Below are 12917 nucleotides of genomic sequence, written 5' to 3' on the forward strand. Positions count from 1 at the left end.
TAGGTGAATGATGACGCAACACCACAAGGCGGCCTCCGGGCCGCCTTTCTCATCCATAGCCCAGACGCCCCAATTGCGCTCCTACCAACAGGAAGCGGTAAAACGGGTGGTCGTGCATTTTCGTGCTTCCAGTGAGCCGGCGTTGGTGGTGCTGCCTACCGGCAGCGGTAAATCCCTGGTGATTGCCGAGCTGGCGCGTCTTGCGCGTGGGCGTGTACTGGTGCTCGCTCACGTACGCGAGCTGGTGGAGCAGAACCATGCCAAGTATCAGGCGTATGGGCTTGTGGCCGATATTTTTAGCGCGGGCTTAAAGCGTAAAGAGGCGAGTCGGCAAGTCGTCTTTGGCTCGGTGCAGTCGGTGGTGCGCAACTTAGATCGCTTTAATGACGCTAATTTTACCTTGCTGGTCATCGATGAGAGTCACCGCGTATCGCTTAACGAAGACGCCAGCTACCGCCAAGTGATTGAGCATCTGCGGGCCCAAAACCCACAGCTTAAAATTCTCGGGCTCACTGCGACGCCGTATCGGTTAGGGCAGGGTTTTATCTATTATCGCCATCACCACGGCATGGTGCGGGGCAGTGAAGAGAGCTTTTTTCGCGACTGTGTCTTTGAGCAGCCGCTGCGGCTGATGGTGAAGCAGGGCTATCTGGCGGCTCCCAAACGCCTGGATATGGCCATTGAGGGCTATGATTTCTCAGCCCTCAAGCCTTCTTCAAGCGGTTTTTTTCAGGAGGAGGAACTCAATCGCGTGGTGGCGGGTAGCCGGGCAACGCCGGGTATTATCGGACAAATCGTCGAACGCGCGGCTGATCGCCAGGGGATAATGATCTTTGCCGCCACGGTGGCCCATGCCGAAGAAATTATCGGCTATTTGCCGCGAGCTGAAGCGGCGCTTATCACCGGTGCGACCCCCTCCCAGGAGCGCACAGCGCTAATTGATGCCTTCAAAGCACGGGAGCTGAAGTACCTAGTTAATGTAGCGGTGCTGACCACCGGTTTCGATGCTCCCCACGTGGATCTGATCGCTATTTTACGGCCTACCGAATCGGTTAGTCTCTATCAACAGATGGTGGGCAGAGGGCTGCGTTTATCGCCGGGTAAGAGTGACTGCCTGATTCTGGACTATGCCGGTAACCCCTGGGATATCTTCGCGCCGGAAGTGGGTGAGCCGAAGCCTAATAGCGACAGCGAGCCGGTGCAGGTCGAGTGTCCCGCCTGCGGCCACGCCAATCTTTATTGGGGTAAGCGCGACGGGGATTTAGTAATCGAGCACTTTGGCCGCCGCTGTCAGGGGCTGATTGAAGATAATGACGGCAGACAACGCCAGTGTGAATTTAGGTTTCGTTTTAAAGTTTGCGATGAGTGCGGTGCCGAAAATGATATCGCTGCCCGGCGCTGCCATGGCTGCGACAAGCTGTTGGTGGACGCAGATGACAAGCTAAAAGATGCCCTAAAGCTGAAAGATGCCAAGGTATTGCGAGTAAGCGGTATGCAACTGGAAGCGACCACCAATGGTCGTGGCCTGCCACGTTTGAAAGTGACTTACCACGATGAAGATGGCACCCAGCTCTCCGAGTGGTTCGCACTGGAAACGCCTGCTCAACGGCGTGCCTTTTATGCCGCATTTCTGCGCTATCACCTGCGCGCACCAGGCGGTAAATGGCAGCCGCTAAGCGCTGATGAGGTCGTTGCCGAGCAGCGCCGCCTGCGACATCCTGATTTTGTCGTAGGCCGTAAAGTGGGCCGCCATTTCCAAATCCGAGACAAGCTGTTTGATTACGAAGGACGCTATCGTAAAGCGGTGGAGGCAGGGTGATGCGCTTTCATTACCTGCGACTTGGGCGTCGCCAAGGGTGTCGACTTTGCTAAACTGTGCGATTGTGTTGATCCCCTTTTACCAGGAGAGCCGACCCGCGTGAGCGAGACGCCAAGCGATACGACTGAGCTAGAAAATCCTGACGCTGCGACCACTGACCCAGTGGCGGTTTCGTTTGGGCGCCTGTTCAATGAGCAGATAACGGAAATGCCGGAGGATTTGTATATTCCTCCCGAGGCACTACGCGTCTTTCTGGAGACTTTTGAAGGCCCGCTGGATTTACTGCTCTACCTGATTCGGCGTCAGAACCTGGATATCCTGACCATCAATGTGGCCACTATCACCCACCAGTACATCGAGTACGTGGAACTGATGAAGGCCATGGAGATTGAGTTAGCGGGTGAATACTTGCTGATGGCCGCTATGCTCGCTGAGATCAAGTCGCGCACCTTGTTACCCCGCCCGCCGAAGGCCGAGGGCGACGATGAGGAGGATCCTCGCGCAGAGCTTATCCGACGCCTCCAGGAGTACGAACGCCTCAAAGAGGCAGCCGAGACACTGGATACGCTACCGCGCATGGGGCGTGACTGGTTCAGCGTGCAGGCGGGCTTACCTCCGCTGGAATCTCGTGTGATTCACCCTGAGGTGGAGTTGGATGAATTGCTCAGCGCGCTTTCGGATATTCTCAAGCGCGCCGAGCTGGTGCAAGCCCACCAGATCAGTCGCGAGGTGCTATCTACCCGCGAGCGCATGCTCAATATTATGGAGTTACTCAGCCACGATGATGCGCATCATCGTTATACCCCCTTTGAAGCGCTGTTCACCTTAGAAGAAGGGCGGGCTGGCGTGGTCGTGACCTTTATGGCAATTCTAGAGCTGGCCAAAGAAGCCATGATTGAAATTGTTCAGAATGCACCGCTTTCGCCGATTCACGTACGTGCTCGGCGTGCCGCCCTGGCCGACGACGAAGAGGGCGCTTTTGAGGAGAACGAGATAGAAGACGATGCCTATGGTGAGTCCGCCTTTGAATCTGGAGAAGAGACGCCATGAATAATGCCGCCAACGCGTTAGATGACATTATTGAAGCGGCGCTCCTGGCCGCTGGCGAACCGTTACCCCTTGAACGCCTAGAAATGCTTTTTCTTGAAGGCGAATGCCCGACTCGCAAGGAGTTTCGCGATATCCTTGAGCGCTTGCAGTTGCGACATTCAGCTGGGGCGCTAGAGTTGTTGGAAACGGTCTCAGGCTATCAGCTACGCATTCGCCCGCGTCTGTCGCAGTGGGTGTCGCGGCTATGGGACGAGCGCCCCCAGCGCTACTCACGGGCCTTGCTGGAAACGCTGGCGCTGATCGCCTACCGCCAGCCTGTTACTCGTGGCGATATCGAAGAGGTGCGTGGGGTTAGTGTAAGCAGTTCAATCATGCGCACCCTGGCGGAGCGCGGTTGGATTCGCGTAGTGGGCCACCGAGATGTGCCGGGGCGCCCGGCGGTATATGCCACCACGCGGAATTTTTTAGATGACTTTGGATTAAAAACGCTTGATGCGCTGCCGCCGTTGCACACCCTGGCGAACTGGGACGAGAGCGAAATACCTGAAGACACAGGGATGACCAATGATGCTGCCATCCAGGAAGAACAAGACACCGGTTCAGACCACGAAGCACTAGACGAAACGATTAAAACGGTGCAGGATGCGCCACCCCAGAAAGAAGACATAACGTCGGCTGAAACAGCCGATACGCACGCCGAGACGGCGTTAACCCAGCCGCTAAGCTTTGCCGATTTACAGGCACGGTTGGCGGCACGTGCGCAGCGCGCGAACGAAGAAGAGCGCGAGCGCACGCAGACTACAGATGTGAGGTCAGGCGACCATGAGTCAGAGTGATAGCACCACGCCCCCTACCAGCGAAAAGCTGCAAAAAGTCCTGGCCCGCGCAGGCCTTGGCTCACGGCGTGAGATGGAAACGGCAATTTCCGATGGCCGTGTAAAGGTAAATAGCCAGGTGGCCAAGCTGGGTGACCGTGTTGAAGCGCGGGATAAAGTCAGCTTTGATGATCGCCCGGTATCGCTGCGCCCTGAAGAGGAAGTGCCGCGTCGAGTGATTATGTACAACAAGCCGGAAGGCGAGTTGTGCACACGCAAAGACCCGGAAGGTCGGCGCACCGTATTTGAACGCTTGCCGCGCTTGAAAGGCGAGCGCTGGATTGCGATTGGTCGCCTGGATATTAACACCAGCGGTTTGCTGCTGTTTACCACGGATGGCGAGTTGGCCAACCGCTTGATGCATCCCTCTACCCAGGTGGAGCGTGAGTACGCCGTTCGCGTAATGGGTGAAGTGAAGCGTGAGCATATCCTGGCGATGGTCGATGGCGTGATGCTGGAAGACGGCCCGGCTCGCTTCACGGATGTGCAGGAGTTTGGCGGCGAAGGCATCAATACCTGGTTCCACGTGGTAATTTTGGAAGGTCGTAACCGCGAAGTGCGGCGCCTTTGGGAGTCGCAAGCCCTCACGGTGAGTCGCCTGAAACGCGTGCGTTACGGCAACATCTTCCTCGATAAGCGCGCTAAAGCCGGTGAATGGGTTGAACTTAACCAGGATGAGGTGGATGACTTAGCGACATTGGCTAACTTAGAAACCCGTAAAGTGCCTGCGTTGACGCCCGATGAAAAGAACCGCTGGAACCGCGATAAGCACAAGCGTAAGCCGGTTCAAGCGATGCGTAAACCAAAAAGCAAAGCCCGTTAACAAAGCCCGTTAAGCAGGTAAGTGAACGTGCCTGAACTGGTCTGTATTGATCAGTCAGGCACGTTGTATGGTTCATTTCTGTTATCCGAGACTAAAAAACACTTGCTATCAAAAGGGTGTAAGCGTAGGATATGCATCCGTTCAGGCGGGTCGTTAGCTCAGTTGGTAGAGCAGTTGACTTTTAATCAATTGGTCGCAGGTTCGAATCCTGCACGACCCACCATCAAAGCCGTTGTTTTTACGATATGTTTAAACAATAAGTAGCATCGGATGGTTGTGAACGAAGACAGTAGGATGATGTAGCAGCAAAAATTTGGGTCGTTAGCTCAGTTGGTAGAGCAGTTGACTTTTAATCAATTGGTCGCAGGTTCGAATCCTGCACGACCCACCAAATTCAACGCCCCTGGCAGCATAGCTGCCAGGGGCGTTTTGCTATGCGGGTGAAAAGCACTTTGGGGTAATGCCTCTACGTGACAATCTGTTTGCAGCGGGCAGCTATTTCTGATCAAAATGGGCTAGAATAGATATTCAGACGATAGGCCACCGCGAGAGACGTAGTGGCCCATCGCACGCGAGCGGTGCGGGAATAGAGCGAAACGCGCCTGTGCCGTGACCCAGTGTTTAGCAGGGGGATTCCCTGTTCGTCACAGTGGTAGACACGATGACTATTATGACTACTCAAGCAGAGCTGAGTGCTCCGTTGCCTGTTGCGTACTGTCCGACCCGGATTCCGGCGGAGGATTTGGCAAGGGTCGAAGAAATCAAGCAGCTATTGAAAGCCCATAACGCTGTTTTGGTCGCGCATTATTACACCGATGATGCTATTCAGCAGCTCGCCGAAGAGACTGGCGGCTGCGTTGCCGATTCGCTAGAAATGGCACGCTTTGGTGCCCGTCACGACGCCACCACGCTGGTGGTTGCCGGGGTTCGCTTTATGGGCGAAACCGCCAAGATACTGTCGCCGGAAAAGCGCGTGCTGATGCCCACCCTTGAAGCGACCTGTTCACTGGATATTGGCTGCCCTGCCGATGAATTCAGCGCTTATTGTGATGCGCACCCGGATCGCACCGTGGTGGTGTATGCCAACACCTCCGCGGCGGTTAAGGCGCGAGCGGATTGGGTGGTGACTTCATCGATTGCGGTAGAGGTGATTGAGCACCTGCAGGCCAAAGGCGAGAAAATTCTCTGGGCACCTGATAAGCATTTAGGCGGCTACATCCAGAAGAAAACCGGCGCCGACATGTTGATGTGGGACGGCGCCTGTATCGTCCATGAAGAGTTCAAGGCCAAAGGCGTTGAAGACCTTAAGCGAATCTATCCCGATGCAGCGGTACTGGTGCATCCCGAGTCGCCCGAGCCGGTGGTGAAACTGGCCGACGTGGCCGGTTCCACTTCGCAGTTGATCAAGGCCGCTAAAGAGCTACCTAACGATAAGCTGATTGTGGCGACGGACCGAGGCATCTTTTTCAAGATGCAGCAGGCGGTGCCCCATAAAACCCTGTTTGAAGCGCCCACCGCAGGTAACGGCGCTACCTGTCGCAGCTGCGCGCACTGCCCCTGGATGGCCATGAACGCGCTGGATAACCTGGCGGGTGCATTGCGCGAGGGAAGTGGTGAGATTCAGGTCGATGAGTCGATGCGTTTGAAGGCCTTGATGCCCCTGGAGCGGATGCTTAATTTTAACGCCTAGCGAGAAAAGATTAACCGAATGTCATTGCGAACGAAGTGAAGCAATCTTAGGGTTATTGCAGCCGCTGGTTAAGATTGCCGCGTCGCTGCGCTCCTCGCAATGACACAGGTTTTGTTGACCTAGATTTAGTTGAAATCTTCCAGCGCTTCGCGATATTCAATAAAGGCCTCGCGGCGCTGTTCAATCCTGGCTACTACCTGTTGATCATTTTCACGTTCCGCAGCATCGCGAGCAATGGAGAGCTGGCGAATGCCGCGGTCTACCCGGCCCGTCAATTGCAGGTGCTCAGCGCGAGCCAAATGCCCCCAGCCATCATGACCACTGCGTCCGGCGGCTTCAGCTAATAGATTGAAGACCTGAGGGTTTTCTGGGTGCTGATCGGCCATGTCCCGTAACACGTTATAAGCCGCTTGAGGGTCACGCTGTAGCTGTGCTTCGGCCAATATCAGTTGAGCAGGCAGGTAGTTAGGCATAAAGCGCAGCAATCGCTGGCTGCGCTGGATGGCCTCATCGAACTGACCGGCCTCTAAGGCAACGCTCGCGGCAGAGGCAGGGAGCATGGCAAAGTCAGGCTGCTGACTGGCAAGTTGATCAAGGCGTTGTAAGGCATTATCAGTCTGGCCGTTACGGGCAGCGATCAAGGCGTCCAGGTAGCCCTGGGCAGTCTCGTCAGCGCCTTCTTGGGCAAGGCGCGAAGCCGCTTGCTCAGGCGTGTTGGCATAAATGCTCAACAGGGCGCGGGCGCGCATCATGTCGTAAAGGGGGTCGCTGGTATAGGCATCGGCGACATTGAGCTGGGCAGCGCGATCTTGGGCAGCGGTTAAGCGGCTATCGGTGACCGGGTGGCTAAGCAGGAACTCCGGCGGTGTATCGCCCTGCAGCCGGGCCATGCGCTGCATGGCGGCGAACATGCGCACCATGGCCTCTGGGTCGTAGCCCGCGTCGGCCATCGCCTGGAGGCCTAAGTTGTCGGCTTCCTGTTCAAATAAACGTGAATAGCTGAGCTGATCCTGTATGAGCGCTGCCTGGGAGCCCATGGCGGCCGCCATGCCCGCGTCACCGCCGCCACTCGCGGCAATTAGCATGCCGGCTAGCATGGCCGCCATGGCGGGCAGTTGGGTTTGTGCTGCCCGTGCGCTTCCCCTTGCGTAGTGGCGTTGAGAGAGATGGCCCAACTCATGCGCCAGCACTGAAACGAAGGCACCTTCATCTTCGGCAAAGGCGAACAGCCCTGAATTGATGCCTACCACCCCGCCAGGCACGGCAAAGGCGTTAAGCGATTCGTTATCCACCATCACGGTAATAGTGCGTAGACCATTAATCTTGCTATGGGGGGCGAGCCGGGCAATCAGGCTTTCCAGGTAGTCGCTGGTAATAGGATCTTGCCACTGGGGGGCTTGAGCACGAAACTGTCGTAACCACGCGCGGCCCAGGCGGTACTCTTCATTGCTGACTGAGGTAGACGCCGCCCCCAGGCTTGGCAGGCCGTAATCGTTGATGGCAACGCTTGGGGGGCTAAAAAGTAAACTGCCACAGGCACAAGCGAACGCACATATCCAGCCAGGGTAAGCGGTAGGAAAGGTCGGCATGGCATCCTCATGGGTAATGGTTAAACGCTACAGTCAGGGTATGACATTGATTAATACTATGACATTGATAAAGACGGGGAAGTGCCGTTAAATCGACGACCTAGTGAAATCAATCGCTAACAAGACAGTTTATGCGGCAGCGTCTATTACACAATGTATATGCAGCAACATTGACAAATCTATGCCGTGAATAGGCAGGTCATTTTGAGGGAGAGTGTATGTCTGAGCAAACCGGGGGCTTTCAACCCGATACGGTGCTTGACGCTTGTGGGCTGCATTGCCCATTGCCACTACTGAAAGCTAAGCAAGCCTTAGCTACCTTGGCAGCAGGTCAGTTGCTGGAGGTGCGTTCAACGGACGCCGGTTCGTGGCGGGATATCGCGTCGTTTACCGATCAAAGTGCGCATACCCTGGAAGGCCGTGAACAGCGTGACGATGTTTATGTGTACTGGATTCGTAAAGCCGGGGATGGTCACTCATGACCCTGCGTACGATTTTAAAAAGCTGGGTTGAGCGCTACTTCTCCGACGAAGAGGCGCTGATTCTGCTGGTAGTATTGGTGGCAGGTTTTGCGGCGATCATTTGGTTTGGCCGTATGCTGGCACCGTTTTTCACTGCACTGGTAATTGCTTTTCTACTGCAAGGCGTGGTGAGCGCACTTACCCGCCGTGGGTTGCCGCATTTGCTGGCGGTGATCATGGTATTCCTGGCGTTTATTAGTGTCTTGTTAACCCTGGCGTTTATTTTAATGCCGCTGATTTGGAATCAGTTAGTGGGGTTGGTACAAGAAACACCGAGGATGTTCGCCAGTGGTCAAGGCTGGCTGGATGAGCTGCAAGCGCGCTACCCCAACATTATTACGCCGGACCAGATGCAGAACTGGATAGGCGTGGCGAGCCGCGAGATCAGCCAGTTAGGGCAGCGTGCCTTAACGCTTTCGCTGGCATCGCTAGGCAACATTATGTCGCTGATTATCTATCTGGTACTGGTGCCGATTCTGGTCTTCTTCATGCTCAAGGATCGCGACGTATTGGTTGGCTTTATGCTTTCACTGCTGCCCCAAAAACGCACGCTGTTATCGCGTATTTGGCGTGAGATGGATGATCAAATTGCCAACTATATCCGCGGCAAGTTTATTGAAATCATTATCGTAGGCACCGTAACGTTCTTTACCTTTGCCTTCTTTGGATTGCCTTATACCGCGTTGTTAGCCGTTCTGGTGGGGTTTTCTGTATTGGTGCCGTATATCGGGGCGGCGGTGGCAACACTGCCGGTGGCTGCGGTCGCTGGGTTTCACTTCGGGCTCAGCGAGGAGTTTGTGTATGTGCTAGTAGCTTATGGAGTGATTCAAGCGCTGGATGGCAACGTATTAGCCCCGGTATTATTTTCTGAAACTAACAATATCCATCCGGTTTCTATCATTGTGGCGGTGTTGTTCTTCGGCGGGATTTGGGGGTTCTGGGGTATTTTCTTTGCTATTCCATTAGCGACGCTGCTGAAAGCGCTGATCTACGCTTGGCCGCGTAGTATGCAGGAGCGAGAGGAGCGTCGTAGCTTGCAAGCCCCAGCAAAAGAGTAAGCGTAGCGCTTAAACACGGCCCGCGCTGGGTATCCTCAGCGCGGGCATAGGGGTTAACTGGCAGCGTTAAGTTGTTCAGCCGCGGCGAGTACCTCATCAACATGACCAGGCACCTTAACACCACGCCATTCGTTGGCGAGCTTGCCCTCTTTATCAATCAAGAAGGTGCTGCGCTCTATGCCGAGATGCTCCTTGCCGTACATTTTCTTGAGCTTGATAACGTCAAACAGCGTGCAGACGTTTTCGTCCTTGTCAGAGATAAGATCAAAATTAAAATCCTGTTTGGCTTTAAAGTTCTCCTGCGCACGTAGGCCGTCGCGAGAGACGCCGAGGATGACCGTATTGGCAGCATCGAAGGCGGTTTTACGGTCGCGAAAGTCACCCCCCTCGGTGGTGCAGCCTGGGGTGCTGGCTTTGGGGTAGAAATAAATAACCACTTGTTTGCCGCGCAGTTCCGATAGCGTCACGGTGGAATCACCAGTTGCAGTAGCGGAAAAGTCAGCAACGGGTTGACCAATTTCAACAGACATAAGGCGTCCTTTTGAGGGTGGGTGTTAAGATTAGTAGTCACGCGCGATTACACGAAAGCCAGGGGCAGTTGTCAAAGCTCAAACCAGGCCGGTGACAAACTTGCACCGCTTTACGCTGTACAGGCTCGAATCGCCTGAGTACCATTTGCTCTCTGTGGAACGCCAGCGTCTTATACAAAGTATCGCGATGGCGCCCAGTTTGCTAAAGACATAGCACGTAAAATACATAGATAGTTGATATCACACTTTGGCTGGTGAGGAATAAACGGATGATCACAGGCAGCATTGTCGCCCTGGCGACGCCTATGAAGGTCAATGGCGACATCGACTGGGAGGCGCTTCGTCGTCTGGTGAACTTCCATCTCGAAAATGGCACCGATGGCATTGTGGCTGCTGGCACGACGGGCGAACCCACTACCATGTCCTTCGCGGAGCACTTTGATGTGATTCGCAGCGTTGTCGAAGAGGTCAATGGTCGTATTCCGGTTATCGCAGGGACTGGGGCTAACGCCACTTCTGAGGCGGTTGAGCTGGCGCGTTACGCCGGGGAAGTCGGAGCCGATTACTGCTTGTCAGTGTGCCCTTACTACAATAAGCCCACCCAGGAAGGCCTGTATCAGCACTTTAAAGCGGTCGCGGAAGGCAGCAAACTGCCGGTGATTCTGTATAACGTGCCGGGCCGTACCTGCTCTGACCTCTACAACGAGACCGTCTTACGCTTGGCCGATGTCGATAATATTATTGGTTTGAAAGACGCAACAGGGAACCTGGAGCGTGCGGAAGATCTAATCTCACGTCTAAAGGGCAGTGGCTTTATGCTCTACTCCGGCGACGATGCGACCGCCTGTGACTTTATGTTGATGGGTGGCCATGGCGATATCTCCGTGACGGCGAATGTTGCCCCACGGGCGATGCATGATCTGTGCACCGCTGCCGTGGCCGGTGATGCTGATAAAGCCCACCAGATTAATACCCGTCTGATGCCGCTACACACCAATTTGGGCATAGAGTCGAATCCTATTCCCGTGAAGTGGGCGCTTAATCGCATGGGTTATGCGGACGCAGGCCTTCGTTTACCGCTAACCTGGCTGTCTGAAAAGTACCACGCCACGGTGAGCGAAGCGCTGCAGATGGCAGGCGTCGTAGAGGAGTAACCTGGCGCAATACCCTTTGCTACCCAGCTCAGCGATAAGTTGAGCTGGGTACCTGATTTGTTGACTTAAGGTGGCTTGATGAGCTCTGTGCTTGAAATACGTGCGCTTAAATGGGTTCCGCTGGCACTCGCAGCGGCTGTCGCGCTCTCTGGTTGCGCACGGGATGGTTTTTACCACGACCGTAACCTGGACTACACCGAGGCTGCTCCGGCGCCTCCGTTGGTGTTACCAGAGACCCGTAATACCCAACGTTACCGCGATGCGCTGCCGGTTCCTCAAGCCGCCACCCAAGGGACGCTTGACGAAGCGGCAGAAATTCGTCCGCCCCAATCACTGGCTATTGGCAGTGGCTTAGAGCCTGAGTACGTTGAGCGCCGCGAAGTCGGTGATCAAACCTGGCTAGTGGTGGCCGCCGACACCGGTACGGTGTGGCCGCAGTTGGAAGAGTTTGTACGCAGCCGGCAGCTGAATGTGCTGCAGAGCAGCGCTTCTCAGGGCGTTATCGTGACGTCCCAGGGGGAAATACGCCTGCAGAGTGCGCTGCGCGCAGGCAGTAGCGAAGTTCGCTGTGAAAGCGGTGGGCAAACCATGACTAGCTGTCTGGACGCACTGGAAAGCCATCTAAGTGCACGCAGCGCTTCTGCCAGCGTGTCATCTTCCTGGACCGCTCAGCGCCTTACCGATGAGCAAACGTTACAAGTTCGCCAGCAGGGTGAAGAGTGGGAAGTGGTTATTCCGCAGCCGGTGGACCGCGTATGGGCTGAACTGAACCACTACCTTGAACTGGATTTTGCTCAGGAAGGACAGCGCGACTTGCTTGCCTCTGACCCCAGTAGCCACGAGTTCCTGGTTGAATATATGACCGAAACCGAGCGCAATCGTAACCCGCTGCAAATTGTATTCAGCGCGGACGTACGCAAAATGTCCCAAGAGATCCGCCTTGCCCTACAGCCTGACGGCGACAAGACGATCCTGCGTGCCATCAACGCCAGCGAACGGGCATTCAGCGCCGATGATCAGCTCGAGCTGCTTGAGCGTGTCTCCGGTTATTTACGTTAATTTATTGACCCTTGATCCCTTACGGAGCCCCCATGGAAAAGCGCCAAGAACTCTACGCCGGTAAGGCGAAATCTGTGTATACCACCGACGATCCGGATTTGTTGGTGCTTAACTTTCGTGATGACACCAGCGCCTTCGATGGCAAAAAAGTGGAGTCGCTGGCCCGTAAGGGAATGGTCAATAACATCTTTAACGCCTTCATTATGGAGCGGCTGCAGGAAGCGGGCATTCCCACCCACTTTGAAAAGCAGCTCTCCAATACGGAGAGTCTGGTCAAAAAAATGCAGATGATCCCGGTGGAGTGCGTAGTGCGCAATATCGCCGCCGGTGGTTTGGTAAAACGGTTAGGTGTGGAAGAGGGTATTGCACTAACACCGCCTACCTTCGAGCTGTTCTTGAAGAACGACGAGAAGGGCGACCCGATGATTAACGAGTCGTTGGCGGAGACCTTCGGTTGGGCAACGCCCGAGCAGCTCGCCAAAATGAAAGCATTGACCTTCAAGGTTAACCATATCCTCAAAGCGCTGTTTGCCGAGGGCGATATGCTGCTGGTGGATTACAAGCTTGAGTTTGGTGTCTTCAAGGGTGAGGTGGTATTGGGGGATGAGTTCTCGCCGGATGGTTGCCGCCTTTGGGACGCTAACACCCGTGAAAAACTGGATAAGGATCGCTTCCGCCAGGGGTTGGGCGGCGTGATTGAGGCGTATGAAGAAGTTGGTCGCCGCCTGGGTATTACCTTTCCCGCTTAA

At 55.1% G+C, this 12917-nt stretch carries 12 protein-coding genes and 2 tRNA genes; 12 read left to right on the forward strand and 2 right to left on the reverse strand.

Annotated elements, in window-relative coordinates:
* Positions 1-7 precede the first annotated feature (7 nt).
* The 7 genes from radD to nadA all read left to right on the forward strand — a co-directional run bounded on the left by radD (position 8) and on the right by nadA (position 6257).
* Positions 8-1819, forward strand: coding sequence for a DNA repair helicase RadD (radD, locus tag HUO07_RS03045; RefSeq protein ID WP_217908764.1), 1812 nt, complete (start codon positions 8-10; stop codon positions 1817-1819).
* A gap of 99 nt (positions 1820-1918) precedes the next feature.
* Complete coding sequence (locus tag HUO07_RS03050) at positions 1919-2869, forward strand: segregation/condensation protein A (protein ID WP_176302329.1); 951 nt, start codon at positions 1919-1921, stop codon at positions 2867-2869.
* Complete coding sequence (scpB, locus tag HUO07_RS03055; protein ID WP_176302330.1) at positions 2866-3705, forward strand: SMC-Scp complex subunit ScpB; 840 nt, start codon at positions 2866-2868, stop codon at positions 3703-3705. The genes HUO07_RS03050 and scpB overlap by 4 nt, the downstream gene beginning before the upstream one ends.
* Complete coding sequence (rluB, locus tag HUO07_RS03060; RefSeq protein ID WP_008957531.1) at positions 3692-4567, forward strand: 23S rRNA pseudouridine(2605) synthase RluB; 876 nt, start codon at positions 3692-3694, stop codon at positions 4565-4567. Before scpB ends, rluB begins: the two co-directional genes overlap by 14 nt.
* Before the next feature lie 147 nt (positions 4568-4714).
* A tRNA-Lys gene (locus HUO07_RS03065) sits at positions 4715-4790 on the forward strand.
* Positions 4791-4882: 92 nt separating this feature from the next.
* Positions 4883-4958 (forward strand) — tRNA-Lys (locus tag HUO07_RS03070).
* A gap of 270 nt (positions 4959-5228) precedes the next feature.
* The gene (nadA, locus tag HUO07_RS03075) at positions 5229-6257 is read left to right on the forward strand and encodes a quinolinate synthase NadA (RefSeq protein WP_176302331.1); all 1029 of its coding nucleotides are present in this window, start codon (positions 5229-5231) and stop codon (positions 6255-6257) included.
* A gap of 125 nt (positions 6258-6382) precedes the next feature.
* On the opposite strand, the gene HUO07_RS03080 is transcribed toward nadA, so the two are convergent.
* Positions 6383-7846 (reverse strand): M48 family metalloprotease, encoded by a 1464-nt coding sequence (locus tag HUO07_RS03080; protein ID WP_176302332.1) that lies wholly within the window; start codon positions 7844-7846, stop codon positions 6383-6385.
* Between the two features lie 218 nt (positions 7847-8064).
* Here HUO07_RS03080 and HUO07_RS03085 point away from each other — a divergent pair, with 218 nt between their 5' ends.
* Entirely contained in the window at positions 8065-8328 is a 264-nt protein-coding gene (locus tag HUO07_RS03085; protein WP_035562136.1) for a sulfurtransferase TusA family protein, read from the forward strand.
* Complete coding sequence (locus HUO07_RS03090) at positions 8325-9425, forward strand: AI-2E family transporter (RefSeq protein WP_008955947.1); 1101 nt, start codon at positions 8325-8327, stop codon at positions 9423-9425. Before HUO07_RS03085 ends, HUO07_RS03090 begins: the two co-directional genes overlap by 4 nt.
* Before the next feature lie 53 nt (positions 9426-9478).
* Here HUO07_RS03090 and HUO07_RS03095 read toward each other — a convergent pair whose 3' ends face one another.
* Complete coding sequence (locus HUO07_RS03095; RefSeq protein ID WP_008955948.1) at positions 9479-9955, reverse strand: peroxiredoxin; 477 nt, start codon at positions 9953-9955, stop codon at positions 9479-9481.
* Between the two features lie 269 nt (positions 9956-10224).
* Between HUO07_RS03095 and dapA the strand changes: the two genes are divergently transcribed.
* The 3 genes from dapA (at position 10225) to purC (ending at position 12917) form a co-directional block, all read left to right on the forward strand.
* A complete protein-coding gene (gene dapA / locus HUO07_RS03100) occupies positions 10225-11109 on the forward strand; it encodes a 4-hydroxy-tetrahydrodipicolinate synthase (RefSeq protein WP_008955949.1) in 885 nt (294 codons plus the stop codon).
* Between the two features lie 78 nt (positions 11110-11187).
* Complete coding sequence (bamC, locus tag HUO07_RS03105) at positions 11188-12168, forward strand: outer membrane protein assembly factor BamC (RefSeq protein ID WP_176302333.1); 981 nt, start codon at positions 11188-11190, stop codon at positions 12166-12168.
* A 32-nt stretch (positions 12169-12200) separates the two neighbouring features.
* Positions 12201-12917 carry a phosphoribosylaminoimidazolesuccinocarboxamide synthase gene (gene purC, locus HUO07_RS03110; protein WP_008955951.1) on the forward strand — a complete coding sequence of 239 codons (717 nt, stop codon included), beginning with the start codon at positions 12201-12203 and terminating at the stop codon, positions 12915-12917.

The sequence above is a fragment of the Vreelandella maris genome, from assembly GCF_013371085.1.
GTDB lineage: Bacteria > Pseudomonadota > Gammaproteobacteria > Pseudomonadales > Halomonadaceae > Vreelandella > Vreelandella maris.